The 16,272-nt window shown below is 66.5% G+C and carries 17 protein-coding genes; 10 read left to right on the top strand and 7 right to left on the bottom strand.

Annotated elements, in window-relative coordinates:
* Window positions 1-14 precede the first annotated feature (14 nt).
* Window positions 15-692 carry a uracil-DNA glycosylase gene (locus FRZ44_RS09990; protein ID WP_151177043.1) on the top strand — a complete coding sequence of 226 codons (678 nt, stop codon included), beginning with the start codon at window positions 15-17 and terminating at the stop codon, window positions 690-692.
* Window positions 693-927: 235 nt separating this feature from the next.
* On the opposite strand, the gene smpB is transcribed toward FRZ44_RS09990, so the two are convergent.
* Window positions 928-1,401: an SsrA-binding protein SmpB gene (smpB, locus tag FRZ44_RS09985; protein ID WP_151177042.1), complete on the bottom strand. Its 474-nt coding sequence runs from the start codon at window positions 1,399-1,401 to the stop codon at window positions 928-930.
* Between the two features lie 25 nt (window positions 1,402-1,426).
* Complete coding sequence (gene dapA / locus FRZ44_RS09980) at window positions 1,427-2,302, bottom strand: 4-hydroxy-tetrahydrodipicolinate synthase (protein ID WP_151177041.1); 876 nt, start codon at window positions 2,300-2,302, stop codon at window positions 1,427-1,429.
* Between the two features lie 364 nt (window positions 2,303-2,666).
* Between dapA and FRZ44_RS09975 the strand changes: the two genes are divergently transcribed.
* The 4 genes from FRZ44_RS09975 (at window position 2,667) to FRZ44_RS09960 (ending at window position 7,329) form a co-directional block, all read left to right on the top strand.
* The gene (locus FRZ44_RS09975; RefSeq protein ID WP_151177040.1) at window positions 2,667-4,658 is read left to right on the top strand and encodes a lytic transglycosylase domain-containing protein; all 1,992 of its coding nucleotides are present in this window, start codon (window positions 2,667-2,669) and stop codon (window positions 4,656-4,658) included.
* Window positions 4,655-5,347 (top strand): haloacid dehalogenase type II, encoded by a 693-nt coding sequence (locus tag FRZ44_RS09970; RefSeq protein WP_151177039.1) that lies wholly within the window; start codon window positions 4,655-4,657, stop codon window positions 5,345-5,347. The genes FRZ44_RS09975 and FRZ44_RS09970 overlap by 4 nt, the downstream gene beginning before the upstream one ends.
* A gap of 106 nt (window positions 5,348-5,453) precedes the next feature.
* Window positions 5,454-6,332 (top strand): alpha/beta fold hydrolase, encoded by an 879-nt coding sequence (locus FRZ44_RS09965; protein WP_151177038.1) that lies wholly within the window; start codon window positions 5,454-5,456, stop codon window positions 6,330-6,332.
* Window positions 6,301-7,329, top strand: coding sequence for a threonine ammonia-lyase (locus tag FRZ44_RS09960; protein ID WP_151177037.1), 1,029 nt, complete (start codon window positions 6,301-6,303; stop codon window positions 7,327-7,329). The genes FRZ44_RS09965 and FRZ44_RS09960 overlap by 32 nt, the downstream gene beginning before the upstream one ends.
* A gap of 92 nt (window positions 7,330-7,421) precedes the next feature.
* Here the strand turns inward: FRZ44_RS09960 and FRZ44_RS09955 are convergent, their stop codons facing one another.
* The 5 genes from FRZ44_RS09955 to FRZ44_RS09935 all read right to left on the bottom strand — a co-directional run bounded on the left by FRZ44_RS09955 (window position 7,422) and on the right by FRZ44_RS09935 (window position 12,918).
* Entirely contained in the window at window positions 7,422-7,859 is a 438-nt protein-coding gene (locus FRZ44_RS09955) for a bactofilin family protein (RefSeq protein ID WP_225308635.1), read from the bottom strand.
* Window positions 7,860-7,887: 28 nt separating this feature from the next.
* Window positions 7,888-9,294 (bottom strand): M23 family metallopeptidase, encoded by a 1,407-nt coding sequence (locus tag FRZ44_RS09950; protein ID WP_191908515.1) that lies wholly within the window; start codon window positions 9,292-9,294, stop codon window positions 7,888-7,890.
* Between the two features lie 337 nt (window positions 9,295-9,631).
* Window positions 9,632-11,530, bottom strand: coding sequence for an adenylyl-sulfate kinase (cysC, locus tag FRZ44_RS09945; RefSeq protein WP_151177035.1), 1,899 nt, complete (start codon window positions 11,528-11,530; stop codon window positions 9,632-9,634).
* 14 nt (window positions 11,531-11,544) lie between these two features.
* A complete protein-coding gene (gene cysD / locus FRZ44_RS09940; RefSeq protein ID WP_151177034.1) occupies window positions 11,545-12,339 on the bottom strand; it encodes a sulfate adenylyltransferase subunit CysD in 795 nt (264 codons plus the stop codon).
* A 195-nt stretch (window positions 12,340-12,534) separates the two neighbouring features.
* Entirely contained in the window at window positions 12,535-12,918 is a 384-nt protein-coding gene (locus tag FRZ44_RS09935) for a cupin domain-containing protein (RefSeq protein ID WP_225308634.1), read from the bottom strand.
* 298 nt (window positions 12,919-13,216) lie between these two features.
* Here FRZ44_RS09935 and FRZ44_RS09930 point away from each other — a divergent pair, with 298 nt between their 5' ends.
* The 5 genes from FRZ44_RS09930 to FRZ44_RS09910 are packed head-to-tail and all read left to right on the top strand — an operon-like array spanning window position 13,217 to window position 16,245.
* The gene (locus tag FRZ44_RS09930) at window positions 13,217-13,465 is read left to right on the top strand and encodes a BufA1 family periplasmic bufferin-type metallophore (protein ID WP_151177033.1); all 249 of its coding nucleotides are present in this window, start codon (window positions 13,217-13,219) and stop codon (window positions 13,463-13,465) included.
* Between the two features lie 32 nt (window positions 13,466-13,497).
* Window positions 13,498-14,400 carry an MNIO family bufferin maturase gene (gene bufB, locus FRZ44_RS09925; protein ID WP_151180241.1) on the top strand — a complete coding sequence of 301 codons (903 nt, stop codon included), beginning with the start codon at window positions 13,498-13,500 and terminating at the stop codon, window positions 14,398-14,400.
* Window positions 14,387-15,175, top strand: a complete 789-nt coding sequence (locus FRZ44_RS09920; RefSeq protein ID WP_151177032.1) for an HvfC/BufC N-terminal domain-containing protein — start codon at window positions 14,387-14,389, stop codon at window positions 15,173-15,175. Before bufB ends, FRZ44_RS09920 begins: the two co-directional genes overlap by 14 nt.
* A gap of 41 nt (window positions 15,176-15,216) precedes the next feature.
* Window positions 15,217-15,951, top strand: a complete 735-nt coding sequence (locus tag FRZ44_RS09915; RefSeq protein ID WP_151177031.1) for a glycosyltransferase family 2 protein — start codon at window positions 15,217-15,219, stop codon at window positions 15,949-15,951.
* Window positions 15,952-15,966: 15 nt separating this feature from the next.
* Entirely contained in the window at window positions 15,967-16,245 is a 279-nt protein-coding gene (locus FRZ44_RS09910; RefSeq protein WP_151177030.1) for a lipid-A-disaccharide synthase N-terminal domain-containing protein, read from the top strand.
* The last annotated feature ends 27 nt before the right edge of the window (window positions 16,246-16,272 follow it).

The raw sequence follows: 16,272 nt of genomic DNA, 5'->3' as shown, positions 1-16,272 counted from the left end.
ATACCAACCCGCCTATGACGCCCCCCGCCCCCCGCGCGGGGGCGGTCGGCGATCCGCGGCTCGATCCGGGGGCCGACTGCCCCCGTTGTCCCCGCCTCGTCGAGATGCGCGCGCGCAACCGCGCGGCCGAGCCCGGCTGGCACAATGCGCCGGTGCCGGCCTTCGGCACGCTGGAGGCACGGCTGCTGATCCTGGGGCTGGCGCCGGGCCTGCGCGGCGCCAACCGCACCGGCCGGCCCTTCACCGGCGATTACGCCGGCGACCTGCTCTATGCCAGCCTGAAGCGCAACGGCTTCGCCAGGGGCGCGTTCGAGCGCCGCCGCGACGACAGCCTCGAGCTGATCGACTGCCGGGTCACCAATGCCGTGCGCTGCGTGCCGCCCGAGAACAAGCCGGTGCCGGCCGAGATCAAGACCTGCAACAGTTTCCTCGCCGCCGAAATCGCGGCCATGCCGCGGCTCAAGGCGGTGCTGGCCTTGGGCGGTATCGCCCACGACGCGCTCCTGGCAGCCGCGGGCGAAAAGCGCAGCGCCTATCGCTTCGGCCATGGGACGGTACATCAGCTGTCGGGCGGCCTGATCCTGGCCGACAGCTATCACTGCTCGCGTCTCAACACCAACACCGGCCGGCTGACCGAGGCGATGTTCGATGCCGTGGTCGCCAACCTCAAGCGCGAGATCGAGCGAAGCTGAGGCGACGGGTGACGAAGAGTGGCGCTAGAATCCCCTTCCCCAACTTTTGGCGGAGGGTTGGGGAGGGGGCTGCTCGGTATCGCCCCCTTCGCACCCCGACGAGATCCTGGACCGAGTCATCACCCTCCCTGCCCTCCCCCAAAAGTTGGGAGAGGGGATTCAATCGCCTCGCCACATGCGATTGCCCTGCTTAAGGGGGAGGAGACAGGGAAGTACTCGCAACGCCTGAAACCCGCTAGCGGTTGCGGTTGCGCATCTCGCGCGCCTTGTCGCGCTTCCAGTCGCGCTCCTTGATGCTCTCGCGCTTGTCGACCTTCTTCTTGCCCTTGGCCAGGCCGAGCTGGAGCTTGGCGATGCCGCGATCGTTGAAATAGATCGCCAGCGGGATCAGCGTCATGCCGTCGCGCGTGATCGAGCCCAGGAGACGGCTCATCTCGCGCTTGCGGACCAGAAGCTTGCGGGCGCGCCGCGGCAGATGGTTGAAGCGGGAAGCCGACTCATATTCCGGGATGAAGGCGTTGACGAGCCAGAGCGCGCCGTCCTTCTCGACCGCGAAGGCCTCGGCGATCGAGGCCCGGCCGGTGCGCAGCGACTTCACCTCGGTGCCGAGCAGCATCATGCCGGCCTCGAGCGTGTCCTCGATGAAATAATCGTGGCGCGCTTTGCGGTTCTGCGCCGCGAAACGCTGGGTATCGGGGTCGCGCGCCATGGTTCCGGTCTCGTGCGCTCCAGGCTCAGTTCAAGAGCCCGACCGACACCATCGCGCTCTTGACCTTCTGCTTCGAGCTGTCCGCGATCTCGCAGATCGGCAGACGCGCCTCGGCGGTCCCGCGGCCGATCAGGCTGGCCGCATATTTGACGGGGCCGGGGCTGGTCTCGCAGAACAGCGCCTTGTGCAGCGGGAAGAGCCGCTCATGGATCGCCATGGCCTCGGGGAAGCGGCCGGCCTGCCAGGCATTGTGCATCTGGGCGCAGAGCCGCGGGGCCACGTTGGACGTCACCGAGATGCAGCCATGGCCGCCCTGGGACAGGAAGGCGATCGCCGTCCCGTCCTCGCCGGAGAGCTGGCAGAATTCCGAGCCGATCGCGAGCCGGGTGGAGAGCGACCGGGTCAGGTCGGCGGTCGCGTCCTTCACGCCGACAATGCGCGGCAGCTTGGCCAGCCGCGCCATGGTCTCGACCGTCATGTCGACGGCGCTGCGCGGCGGCACGTTGTAGATGATGATCGGGATGTCGACCGCGTCATGGATCGCCTTGTAATGCTGATACTGCCCCTCGGGCGTCGGCTTGTTGTAATAGGGCAGCACGACGAGCGCGGCGGTGGCGCCGGCCTCCTTGGCATGCTGAGTCAGCTGGATCGCCTCGGCGGTCGAGTTCGAGCCGGTGCCGGCAACGACCGGAACCCGGCCCGCCGCCGCCTCGATGCAGAGCTCGACGACGCGCATATGCTCTTCATGGGAGAGGGTCGGGGATTCGCCCGTGGTGCCGACCGGAACCAGCCCATGGGTCCCCTCGGCAATCTGCCACTCGCAGAGATCCTGGAACGCCCGCTCGTCGACCGCGCCGTTGCGCATCGGCGTGATCAATGCAGTGAAGGAACCCTTGAACATCGCTTCTCCTGGCGTCCGGTCGCCACAATTCGGCAGGAATGGGGAGACGTCAGGGCTGCGGCCGGACCTGGCCCCCGTGACGGTCGGGGGACCATACAAACCCGGCCCCGCCCCCGCAAGCCGGCTGACCCCGGTTTTCCAGGCGCCGCTTTGCCCTAGGGCCGGTGGGACCGGCCCCGCCGCGGCCGGCATCCCGCCTCGGAAAAACCGTTCTCGCCTCTCAGCATGGCGGCCTGCGGTGGCCTGCGCAGTGGCAGGCTTGTTGGCACTTTGATAAGCATTAGGGGGCATGCTGGGCGACCGAGTCGCTCGACGCATCCGGCCCACTCGCTGACCGATCCGACCCGGAAAGGGGTCTTGTTTCTTGCGCGGCACCGCCGTTCTGCAGCGCCTTTTTCTGTTGGTCGCCCTGATTGCGGGCGCGTCGGTTCTCGGGCATGGCGTCGCCGAGGCCAAGCTGCTGAGCGGCTCCGACAAGGCGATCTACATCGACGCCTTCAAGCAGGTCGACAAGCAGAACTGGGCCAAGGCCCGGGAGATCGCGCAGCGGGCGAAGGAAAAGCTGCCGGCCAAGATGATCCAGTGGCTCGACCTGATCCGTCCCGGCCCCGGCCGGTCCTTCGACGAGATCACCAGATTCATGCGCGACAACCCGGATTGGCCCGGCCAGATCTCGCTGCAGCAGGCGGGCGAGCGGGCCATGCCGGCCGATTACGGCATCGCCGAGACGCTGGCCTGGTTCAAGGGCCGCAAGCCTCAGACCATCGAGGGCACGATCGCGCTCGGCCGCGCCTATGCGGCCTCGGGCCTGCGCGACGACGCCGCCCGGGTCGTGCGCGCCGGATGGATCGAATTGTCGATCAATCCCGACAAGGAGCAGGCCTATCTCGATCAATTCGGCAGCTTCCTGCGACCCCAGGATCATCTGGCCCGGCTCGACCACCTCCTCTGGGCGGGCGATGCCGACGATGCCCGCCGCGCCATGGCCCGGGTCGACGACGATCACCGCAAGCTCGCCGAGGCGCGGATCCGCCTGATGACGGGCGGCCCCAATGTGGACAATGTGGTCGCCGCGGTACCGAAATCGCTGCAGAACGATCCGGGCCTGATCTACGACCGGGCCCGCTTCAAGCGCCGCAACGACGACGATGTGGGCGCCGCCGCCCTGCTCGATCCGCCGCCGCCGACCAATCCCTATCCCGTCCTGATGTGGAAGGAATATGAGTATGCGGCGCGCCATGCGCTCGAGCGCGGCGACATCTCGGTCGCCTATCGTCTGGCCGAGGCCCATGGCGCCGACGACGGGGCCGTCTTCGCCGATGGCGAGTTCCTCGCCGGCTGGATCGCGCTCCGTTTCCTGAACGAATTCAAGACCGGCTACGACCATTTCACCAGGCTCTATGCCGGCGTCGGCTCGGCCATCAGCAAGGGGCGCGGCGCCTATTGGGCCGGACGCGCCGCCGAGGAGATGGGCGAAAAGGCCCTGGCGCAGGAATGGTACAAGAAGGCGGCCGAGAGCCTTTCCAGCTATTACGGACAATTGGCGGCCCAGCGCCTCGGCACGGCCGACGGGCTCAGCTTCCCGCGCCTGCCCAAGATCACCAACGAGGGCAAGGCCAAGTTCGAGAAGCTCGAGCTGGTGCGGCTGGTGCGGATGCTGGGCGAACTCGACGAAGCCGACCGGTGCCGGAGCTTCCTCCTGCGCTTGACGGAGCGCGCGAAGGAGCCGGCCGAGTACCGCATGATCGCCGACCTCGCCGACGATATCGGCCGGCGCGACTATGGCGTGGCGGTCGCGAAGCAGGCCCGCACGCAAGGCGTGGAGCTGCTGGATTATCTCTATCCGATGCAGGCCCTGCCGGCCGGCGACAATCCCGAGGACGCGCTGATCCTCGCCGTCATCCGCCAGGAAAGCGCCTTCGACCAGAAGGCGACGAGCTCGGCGGGCGCGCTCGGGCTGATGCAGCTCATGCCGCGCACGGCCAAGCAGATCGCCAAGAAGCTGCAGCTTCCCTATAGCGACGCGAAGCTGACCAAGGACCCGAGCTACAACATCAAGCTCGGCCGCGCCTATCTGGGCGACCTGGTCAACGGCTTCGACGGCTCCTACATCCTGGCGATCGCCTCCTACAATGCGGGCCCGGCGCGCGTGCAGTCCTGGATGTCCGAATTCGGCGATCCGCGCGACCGCGGGGTCGACGCGATCGACTGGATCGAGACCATCCCCTTCTCCGAGACGCGCAACTATGTCCAGCGCGTGCTCGAGAACCTCCAGGTCTATCGTCACCGCCTGAACGGCAAGACCGAGATCGCCCTCTCGCTCGAGCAGGATCTCGGCCGGAGCGCCACCCCGTGACGGCAGCGGCCGCTGCGCCGCTTCGCTCCGTCCGCGCGTTCGTCTTCGACGCCTACGGCACCCTGTTCGATGTCGCCAGCGCCGCCGCTCGCCATCGCGAGGCGCTGGGCGAACGCCATGTCGCCCTGAGCCGTCTCTGGCGCCAGAAACAGCTCGAATACACATGGCTGCGGACCTTGATGGGGCGCCACGCCGACTTCCAGCAGGTCACCGCCGATGCGCTGGATTACGCGCTGGAAGCGCTTTCATTGCCGGCCGCGCTCCGCGACCGGCTGCTGGAGATCTATCTGGAGCTCGATGCCTATCCCGATGCGGCGGCGACTTTGCGCCTCCTGCGCGGCCGAGGCCTGCGGACCGGGATCCTCTCCAACGGCACGCCGGTCATGCTGGAGGCGATCGTCGGCAAGGCGACGCTCCCGGCGCTGTTCGACGCGGTTCTCTCGATCGAGACGATCGGACGCTACAAGCCGGTTCCCACGGTCTATCAACTGGCGGTCGATCGCCTCGGCATCGAGGCCGCCAGGATCGCTTTCGTCAGCGCCAACGGCTGGGACGCCGCAGGCGCTGCCGCCTTTGGATTTCAAACCGTCTGGGTCAATCGCGAGGGCGCACCCCTCGATCGCCTTCCCGGCCGGCCCCTTGCACAGGTGAGACAACTGGCCGATCTGCCGGATCTGCTTGGCAGCTAGCGGGGCGAAGCAGAGATGAACTCACCCCCTCCCGCACGCCGGCTGGGAGGGCGGTGAGTTTTTCCTGAGCCTTCTCCTTCGCATCGGTAACGATCACAATCCTCCCATGGCCCCCTCCTCCCTTCCCCCCGACCGCTTCGAAGCGCGCCGCTACCGCACCGTGGACGGACTCCCGCTCTATTACCGCGCCTATGGCGATCCGCTGGCGGCGGGGCCGGCCGTGCTCTGCCTCTCGGGCGTCACGCGCAACTCGAAGGATTTCCACGATCTCGCCTGCCATCTGGCGGCACCGGGGCGCCGGGTCATCTGTCCCGATTACCGGGGCCGCGGCCTCTCCGCCTACGATCCCGATTGGCGGAAATACCGACCGGAAACCTATCTCGAGGATCTGCTGCAGCTCCTGACCCTCGAAGGCATCGACCGCTTCGTTTCGATCGGCACCTCGATGGGCGGGCTCCTGACCATGGGGCTCGCGGTCGCGAGGCCCGCGGCGCTCGTTGCCGCGGTGCTGAACGATATCGGGCCCGAGATCGAATCCGGCGGCGTCTCGCGCATCATCGACTATATCGGCCAGGATCATCCGCAGGCCAACTGGGCCGCCGCCGTCGCCCATCTCAAGGCGACCTATCCCGATCTGGGCCTGCCGGACGAAGAGGCCTGGCGCAACCTCGCGCACTCCACCTTCCGGGAGGCCGATGACGGGCTCCATGTCGATTGGGACGTGGCACTGGCGCGGCCCCTGCGCGACGGCGGCCCCCTCCCCGATCTCTGGCCCCTGTTCCGGGCGCTCGATCGCCGGCCGGTGCTGGTGGTGCGCGGCGGCCGGTCGGACGTGTTGTCGGATGGCAGCCTTGCGAAAATGATCGCTGCAAAGCCCGACCTGATTCATGTGACCCTGCCGGGCGTGGGCCATGCGCCCATGCTGGACGAACCCGCTGCCCTGGAGGCCATCGATGCCCTCTTCGCCCGCCTCGACCATCGCTGAGGCCGTCGCGACCCAAGACCTGCCGACCTACCGCCAGATCGAGCAGGCGGCCTTGCGTCTGGCCGGCCATGCGATCCATACGCCGCTGCTGCGCTCGCCGGCGCTCGATCGGCTGACCGGCGCCCGGGTCCTGATCAAACCCGAGACCCTGCAGCGCACCGGCTCCTTCAAGTTCCGCGGTGCCTTCAACAAGATCCGCAAGCTGGTCGAGGAAGGGCCCAAGCCGAAGGCCATCGTCGCCTTCTCGTCGGGCAATCACGCCCAAGGGGTGGCCGCGGCCGCGGCGCTCCTCGGCCTGCCGGCGACGATCGTGATGCCGGCCGATGCGCCCGCCATCAAGCTCAACAACACGCGCGCGCTGGGCGCCGAGGTCATCCCTTACGATCGCTATCGCGAGGATCGCGAGCAGGTCACCAAGAAGCTCGCCGCCGAACGCGGGGCTGCGATCGTGCGACCCTATGACGATCCCGACATCATCGCGGGCCAGGGCACCATCGGGCGCGAGATCGCGACCGACGCCTCGGCGCTGGGATTGACGCCCGAGATCGCGCTGGTGCCCGCCGGCGGCGGCGGGCTGATCGCCGGCACCGCGCTTGCCCTCAAGCACGCCTTGCCGGCCATCAAGGTCTATGCCTGCGAGCCCCGCGACTTCGACGACACGAGGCGCTCGCTCGAAAAGGGCGAGCGGGTGGGCAACGCCCCGGATGCGCGCAGCATCTGCGATGCGCTGATGGCGGCAATGCCGGGCGAACTCACCTTCGCCCTCAACCGGCGTCAGCTGGCCGGCGGCCTCGCGGTCAGCGACGACGAGGTCATGAAGACGATCGCGATCGCGCACACGCTGCTGAAGCTGGTGGTCGAGCCCGGCGGCGCCGTGGCGCTGGCGGCCCTGCTGACCGGCAATCTCGATTTCAAGGGGCGCACCGTCGTCGTCGTGCTCTCCGGCGGCAATGTCGACCCCGACACCTACGCGCGGGCGCTCGCTCTCCCCGTCTAGCGGCTCGGAAGCTCTCGTCACAAACGCAAACGCGCCGTCTCGGCCCCGTGACGGGGCCGGACGACGCGTTTTTTATGGGCCGTCGGCCTCGACTAGAGGTTGGCGGCTGCCGGAACCGATTCCGAGCTGTGCCCGCGATCATGCTCGATCAGGGGCGTCACGGAGGTGTCGGCGGTCACGCTTTCAATGCGACGGCAATGCCCTTCCAGAAACGCACCCGGCTCGATCGCCAGGCTCGCATGAAGGATGTCGCCGGAAACGCGCGCGGTGCGATCGAGCGAAACCGTGTTGCCACGGATCTGCCCGGTGACTGCACCACAGACCCGCACCGTCTCCGCGGACACCGAGCCGCGCACATGCGCAGTGGCGCCGATGGTGATGGTCCGGCTCTGAATGTCGCCCTCGATTTCGCCATCCACCTGGATGTCGCCGTTCGACACCAGATCGCCGATCACATGCAGATCGGCGCTGATGATGGACGGAGTCGAAGAGGTTCGTGTCGTGGTGCGCGCCGGCTCGTTTTGAACCATGGTCGAAGAACTCGACGGCTGTCTGTTGTTACCCTTTGAAAACATAGCGTCCTGCCTCAAGGAAGTTCATCGGATCGAAGGCTTTATCGTCCACGCGCACTTCGTAGTGAACATGGGGGCCAGTGCTGCGCCCGGTGTTGCCGAGTGCGCCGATCTGCTGCCGGTAGGTTACTTCATCTCCCACCTTAACAGTGATGGACTTCAAATGCCCATAGCGGGTGTGAATGCCCAGACCATGGTCGATTTCCACCATTTTGCCATAATCGCCCTTCCACCCGGCAAAGACGACCTTGCCGGGCGCCGTCGCCATGACGGGGGCACCCAACTCGCTCAGGAAATCCAACCCCTCATGGACCGCCAGTCTGCCATTGATGGGGTCGCGCCTGCTGCCGAAGCCGCTCGACAGCAGGAAATGATCCAGGGGGGCCGCCAGCGGCAGGGTGTGCAGCACGAACTGGAGCCGATCCCAGCGGTCGACCTCGTCGTCGAGACTGGCCACGGTCAGCATGGCGCTCTCGGCCGCATTCAGATCCGCCACCTGGCGCAGATCGACAAAGGGCCCGCCGATTCCCGGCATGCTCTCGCCGGCCCGCGACAAGAGCTTGTCGACATCGAGCCCGGTCATCGCGACGGTCTTCAGCACCTCGTCCACGTTGGTGCGGGTGCGCGCCGCCAGATTCTCGACCACCGATTGCTGCGAGGTCTGATAGGCGACCAGCCGCTGCTCCAGCTTCTTGATCTCGTCGGAAAGCTGCGTGCGCCGGTCGGACAGCGCATTGCGATCATGGGTCAGGGCCGCCACCGCCTGCTGCAGCAACCGGACCCGCTCCTCGCGCCGCTCCTGCTCGGTGGTGACCGACGCGATCTGCTCGCCGCTGTCGTTCAGGGCCGCGCTCAGCGCCGCATTCGCGGCCTGCAGCTGGCTCCGCTCGCGATCGGCCAGGCGGAGCTCGTCCTGGAGTTGCGCGATCGTGTCGTTGAGCTTCTGGTGCTGCGCCGCGATCGAGGAGAGATCGCCCTCGAAGACCGCGAGCTTGGCGCGAATCGCGGCGTCCGCCTCGCCGAGCGACTGGCGGGCCGCCGCCGCGCGTTGGGTGATCTCCGCAAGCTGGGCCGGATCGCGCGATGCGCCCAGCTCGGAATCGGCGAGGCCCAGCAATTCATTCTGACTCTTCTGGAGATTGCCGACGAGTTTTGCGAACTCGTCATAGGCGCTGCCCACGCCATTCATCAAATTGTCATAGGCCTCGCGGGCAGCGGCGACTTCGTTATTCTTCCGCTCGATGACGCGCTCGTTCACCACCATGCCGACCGAGCTGTAGGTCGTCCACACGATGCCGGCGAGAATCGTCAGAGCGACGGCCTTCTGCAGGCCCGGTGAGATGGTGAGGTAAGTGACTTTGCCGTCGGCTCGGATGAGGACTTCGCGCGTCATGAACACGCGCGCTTGCCAGCGCGCGGTCCGTTGTCGGATTCCTTGCAGCCAAGCTGACATCCCCGTCCCCCCAAGCGATCAATGGGACGCGGCGAACCGCGCCGAAAACAGGACCAAGGGGTCGACACCTATGGCGTCGGCCTGGTTCCTAGCACAACTGCATCAATCCATCGCCCCGGTCCCTGCTCCGGAGCCATGAAGGGCCTGTGATTCGGTGCCGCGTTGGGCGGCAGATCGTTAATGGACTGGACCGTAACCGGGGGGTCCGAGGCGTGCAAGCAGAAATCACCCCAACCCACGCCAATCCCCCGCGAATCTGTGGAGAAATTGGGGCGAATCAGCGGGTCTTTGCCGGGCCCTTCAGTGCCATATGCCGTTCGATGTATGCGAGCACCTTGCTCACGCTGTCGGCCACCGAAAGTTTTTTCGTATCGACCACCAGCTCGGCGGCCTCCGGCGGCTCATAGGGCGCCGATACGCCGGTGAACTCGGCGATCTCGCCGGAGCGCGCCTTCTTGTAGAGGCCTTTCGGATCGCGGCTTTCGCAGGTCGCGACGTCGGCCTCGACATAGATCTCGTGGAAGGCGCCCTTGGCCGCCTCGCGCGCCCGCTGGCGATCCGAACGATAGGGCGAGATGAAAGCGGTGATCGCGATCATGCCGGCGTCGGCAAAGAGCGACGCCACCTCACCGATACGACGGATGTTCTCGGCGCGATCGTCGGGCGAGAAGCCGAGATTGGCATTCAGCCCGTGGCGCACATTGTCGCCGTCGAGCACATAGACCTGATAGCCGCGCACGAACAATTCCTGCTCGACCGCCATCGCGATCGTGGATTTGCCGGCGCCCGAGAGACCCGTGAACCAGAGCACGCCGCCCATATGGCCGTTGCGCGCGGTGCGCGCATCGACCGCGACGCCGTGGGCGACGCGCTTGATGTTGCGGCCCTTGGTCGTCACCAGCTCGCGCTGGTCGGGGTAGCCTTCCATGCTGACGACGCCGCCGGCGACGATGTTATGGCCGTCGCTGAGCGCGAAACGGCCGGAGCGCGCCATGTCCCGCCCCTCGTCGAGCGCGAGCAGGCCGCGGCTGCGCAGGATGATGTCGGCCACGCCGTGACGCGGCACCTCGATCGCGGCCTTTTCGGTCAGATCCTCGGCGTCGAACACCCGCTCGATCTTCTGCACCGTGACCGGCGTCGAGCGGGTCATGAGCTTAAGTTCGTAGGTATCGCCCACCTTGAGCGGCTCATGGCCCAGCCAGAACAGGCGTCCGCGGAAGACGTTGGTCTCGATCGGCGCGTCGGCCTCGTGGCTCGCCAGCTCGCCGCGCTCGAGGAAGAGCTGGTCGTCGAGCATGATGCCGACCGACTGGCCGGCCTGCGCCCCGACCGGCTTCGAAGGCGTGCTCCAGGTCTCGATCGAGGAGATGCGGGCCGTCTTGTTGGAGGGCGAGAACATCAGGCGGTCGCCGACCGACAGCACGCCGCTCTCGATCCGGCCGACGATGATGCGCCGGTCGTCGAACTTGTAGACGTCCTGGATCGGCAGGCGCAGCGGCTGGTCGGTCGGGCGCGCGGTCGGATGGAAGCTGTCGAGCGCCTCCACCACGGTCGGTCCCTGATACCAGTTCATGCGCGCCGAGCGCTCGGCCATGTTGTCGCCGTCGCGCGCCGAGATCGGGATGAAATAGTCGGGGGTGACGCCAAGACCGCCCAGATAGTGCGTGTATTGCTGGCGGATTTCGGCGAAGCGCTGGGCCGAATAATCCACCAGGTCCATCTTGTTCACGACCACCGCCACCTGGCGGATGCCGAGCAGGTTCAAGAGGAACCCGTGCAGGCGCGACTGCTGCTGGATGCCGTGGCCGGCATCGATCAGCAGCATCGCCGCCTCGGCGCTCGAGGCGCCGGTGATCATGTTCTTGATGAACTCGCGATGGCCGGGCGCGTCGATGATGACGTAATCGCGCTTCTGGGTCTTGAACCAGATCTGCGAGGTGTCGATGGTGATGCCCTGGTCGCGCTCCGACTGGAACGAATCCATGAGGAAGGCCCATTCGAAGGGCATCCCGCGGCGTTCGCACATCGCCTTGATGGCTTCGAATTTGCCTTCGGGCAGCGAGCCCGTGTCGTGGAACAGGCGACCGACGAGGGTCGACTTGCCGTGATCGACATGGCCGACGATGACAATGCGCAGCTGCTCGCGCGCCGCACTCGATTTTGCTTTGTTCGACATCCCGGTTTCCAGGCTCACATATAGCCGTCGGCGCGCAGGCGCTCGAACGCATCCTCGGTCTCGCGGTCCATGGCGCGGCCGGCACGCTCGGGCGTGCGGGTCGCTTCCAGCTCGGCGATGATCTCGGGGATGGTGGTGGCTGTGCTGTTGAAGGGAGAGGTGATGTCGGCGTCGCCCAGCGAGCGGTATCGCTTGCCGTTCTTGGCGAAGTAGAGCGGCACGCAGGGAATCTTCTCGCGCTCGGTATAGCGCCAGATATCGACCTCGGTCCAATGCAGCAGCGGATGCACGCGTAAGTGCGTGCCCGGCGGCAGATCGGTGTTGAAGTGGTCCCAGAACTCCGGCGGCTGGTCGCGGAAATCCCATTGGCCGGCATCGCCGCGCGGGCTGAAATAGCGTTCCTTGGCGCGGACCGCCTCTTCGTCGCGCCGGATGCCGGCGATGATGCCGGTGAAGCCATGCTTGGCGATGGCCGCGCGCAGGCCGAGCGTCTTGCGCGCCGCGGAGCGGGCCGCCGGCGGCAGCGACGGGTCGGTCTCCTCGATCGGCGGGCAGACCTCGCGGATGAAATTCAGGTTCCATTCCTTCGCATAGCGATCGCGAAAGGCGTACATCTCCGGAAACTTCTTGCCGGTATCGATATGCATGGTCGGGAACGGCACATGGCCGAAGAAGGCCTTGCGCGCGAGCCAGATCATGACGTTGCTGTCCTTGCCGAGCGACCACAGCATCGCGAGCTTCTCGATGCGGTTGAAGGCTTCGCGCAGGACATAAACGCTCTGCGATTCGAGCTTATCGAGATAATCCATTGACCAGCCGATGATGGTGGGAACAGGTCCGGTGCGGAGGCTCTCGAGGAGCCGTCCGGGTAAAGGGCCCGGGGCCACCAGGGGCGACCCCAGAAAAACTATACCCTACCTGGGTGCGGGCGATTTAGCCCCTCGAAGGAGGAAAAGCAACGGCTTATCCGTCGCGGCCACGGAAAACCCACAAGTTCATGGGATTTAAGACGTTTGAGTCGCCCTTCCACCGCTCCTGCTCCGCTCCACGCCCCATTCGAAGACGATGATGACACAGCCGCTCTCGGTCCAGGAATTATGATGGGTTCCAGGCTCGTAGCTCACGAAATCGCCGGCGCGCAGGCGCCGTCCGTCGCTGTCGATCAACTCGCCCTCGAGCACCATGAATTCCTCGAAGCCCGGATGGTCGTGCGCGATCGTGACCGCGCCCGGGTCCATCCGCATCAGATAGCAGCCTTCCTTGGTCTCGTTCCGATAACTCAGGGGCAGATAGCTGATGTCGCGCTGCAGCGGCCCCTCCATGTCGTATTCGCGGTAGGGAACGCTACGGGTGGCGATCACCCGTCGGCCTGCGGCTGACTCCGGCATCGATGGCTCTCCCGATCTTGCGGCCCTGCGCGATCCGCGCCGGCCGGCTGCCGGGATGGTGACCTCGCCCCTCTCTCCAAGACAAGCCCGATCACAAAGCCGGGCGTCACGGGCGTTTGATCGCGCCTGGAACGGGTTCTCCGGCACGCTGGGCTGTCCGTCGCGCGGAAGGGATGGCTCAAAGGCTTGATAACGTGGCCATAAAATCATCGTGAAAGCTCGTTTCCATGCCTAAAATGCATCCCGGTCCGATGTTATCTCTGGATCGCCTCGAGCCCCAACCCAGGAGACCTCGCCTATGAAGACCGCACTGCTTCTTGCCTCGGCGATCGCCGCCGCCATCTCGATGGCGCAGGCGACGACAGCGACCGCCGCAGATAACGAGAAGTGCTTCGGAATCTCGGCCGCCGGCAAGAATGACTGCCAGACCGCATCCAATTCCTGTGCCGGCACCACCACCCAGGACCGGCAGCCGGATGCCTGGATCTATGTGCCGAAGGGCACCTGCGAAAAGATCGCGGGCGCCAGCCTCGAACCGAAGACCTGAACGAGGATCCCGGATTGAACCCCGCGTCTCCCATGACGGCGCCCCCTTCTCCCCCGGAAAGCAACGCAGGCCCGCTGCCGGCCGTGGCCGGGGTCGGCCTGCGCCATCCACATCATCGCGCGCTGCTCGACGGCGGGCGATGCACAGGATGGCTGGAAGCCCACGCGGAGAACTACATGTCGGGCAGCTGGTCGGCCCATGTCCTGGACCGGCTTCGCCAAACCTACCCCATCAGCCTTCACGGGGTCGGCCTGTCTCTCGGCGGGGCGGGCCGTCTCGACGAAGATCATCTCGACCGCCTGAAGCAGCTGGTGCAACGGACCGAGCCGGCGCTGGTGTCCGAACATGTCGCCTGGACCGGCCAGGCCGGTCTCTACCTCAATGACCTGCTGCCGCTGCCCTGGACCGAGGAAGCCCTCGCCACCCTCGTCGCCCATATCGACCAGGCGCAGACGGCCCTGGGCCGCTCCATCCTGATCGAGAATCCGTCGAGCTATCTCGCCTTCCGCCATGCCGAGATGAGCGAGCCCGAGTTCCTGGTCGAAGCCTGCCGCCGCGCCGGCTGCCGGCTCTTGCTCGACGTCAACAATGTCTATGTGAGCGGGCGCAATCTGGGTTTCGACGCCGCCGCCTATCTCGAGGCGATCCCGGGCGAACTGGTGGGAGAGATCCATCTCGCCGGACACAGCCGGCAGGAGGTTGAGGGGATCGAGCTGCGGATCGACGATCACGGATCGCCAGTCGGATCCGAGGTCTGGGCGCTCTACCGCGCAACCCTGGCCAGGATCGGACCGCGTCCGACGCTGATCGAATGGGATTCAGAGATCCCGCCGCTGAATGTGCTGCTCGAAGAATCGGCGAAGGCCGACAGACTTCTGATCGCGCGCCGTCAGGCGGGCAGCGTCCCGGACGAGGCCCCTCATGCGGCTGCATGATCTTCAGCACGCCATCGCCGAGCGCGTGCTCGACCGTACGCCCGGTCGGCAGGATGGCGAAATGCTCGACCATATCGACGGGCTGGGCCTGACGCCGTCGCAACGGCTCCAGATCTATCGCAACAACAGCCTGATCAGCCTGACCGAGGCGCTGAAGGCCACCTTCCCCGTGGCGCATCGCCTGGTTGGCGACGGCTTCTTTCGCACCGCCGGGGCGGCCTTCATTCGCGCCCACCCGCCCCGGGAGCCCCGACTCGCCGCCTATGGCGCGGGCTTCGCGGATTTTCTGCAGCATTATGCGCCGGCCGCGGGCCTGGCCTATCTCCCCGATCTGGCCCGGTTGGAATGGGCACTCAATCTGGCTTGGCATGCGCCCGATGAATCGGCCCTGACGCCGGCCGATCTGGCGCAGGCGGCCGAGGCCATGACGGCGCTTCAACTCCATCCCGCCTGCCGCTTGCTGGAGTCGCCCTGGCCGATCGAGACGATCTGGCGTGTGCATCAGTCCCATGATGACGCCGATGTCAGAGTCGATCTCGACGCGGGCGGCTGTTACCTCCTGGTCTATCGCCAGGCCTTCGACGTGGCGATGGCTGCGATCTCGCGCGCAGAGCTGGTCATGCTCGCCCGCTTCGCCGACGGTGCCACGCTCGAAGCGGCGGTGACCGACGCTCTCGATGCCGACCCTGACTTCGATGTCGCGGCAGCCTTGGCGGCCGCCTTGACGCGAGGCTGCCTGATCCAGGCGCCAGCGGAGACCGGTCGGCAGACCTGACACTGCGCGAGATCGCGGGCTAGAGTGGGATCAACGAGAGAATGGCTGATCCCCGCATGCAATACAGCCTCATCATTCCCGCCCATGACGAAGCCGACAATCTGCCGCCCCTGCTGGGCGAGATTCGTGACTTGCCGGAATCGCACCGGCCGATCGAGATCATTCTGGTGGATGACGCGAGCCGCGATCGAACCGCTCCGCTCGTTGCCGACATGATCGCCGCCGACCCGACGCTGCGCCTGGTGCGGTTGCCGGCGCGCTCGGGTCAGAGCGCCGCCATGCTGGCCGGCGTCCGGGCTGCGCGCGCGGACTGGGTGGCGACCATCGACGCCGACGGCGAGAACGATCCGGCCGATCTGCCGCGCCTGGTCGATCTGGCGCTCGCCTCCGGTGCCGATCTGATCGGCGGCTTGCGGCAGGGCCGGAAATCCTCCTGGTCGAAACAAATGGCCTCGCGCCTCGCCAACGACGTTCGCCGAAACGTGCTGAAGGACGAATGCAGCGACAGCGCCTGCGGCCTCAAGCTGTTCCGGAGAGCGATGCTGCTGCAACTGCCGGCCTTCAACGGCATGCATCGATTTCTGCCGGCCCTGGTCCAGATCGCCGGCGGCCAAACGCGTTTCATCGCGGTGAACGACCGGCCGCGGCGACATGGCCGCTCCCATTATGGCAATCTCGGCCGTGCGGCGCAGGGGCTGGTCGATCTCTGGGGCGTCCTGTGGCTCAAGCGGCGCAGCCTCGCGAAGGCGGTTCGGGCGGCCAAGGAGGGGCCATAAGATGGACGGAAACTCATGACCGGCTGGCTGGTGATCGGCTTCCTCGGCCAGGCGATGTTCTCGCTGCGCTTCGTGTTCCAATGGATCATGAGCGAGCGGGCGGGCCGCAGCATCGTCCCGGAGATCTTCTGGTATTTCAGCGTCGCCGGCGGTGTCGTCCTGCTCGCTTACGCGATCTGGCGGCGGGACCCCGTCTTCATCGTCGGCCAAGGCGCCGGCCTTGCGATCTATGCGCGCAATCTCTTCTTCATCTGGCGCGACAAGCTGTGCGGGCGCGATGCCGCCCGCCCCTGACTCTCCCCGATCGGACGTCCGGCCGGC

Origin of the sequence: Hypericibacter terrae (assembly GCF_008728855.1) — a bacterium.
In the GTDB taxonomy this organism is placed as follows: Bacteria; Pseudomonadota; Alphaproteobacteria; order Dongiales; family Dongiaceae; genus Hypericibacter; species Hypericibacter terrae.
This window is presented reverse-complemented; position numbering and strand designations above follow the sequence as displayed.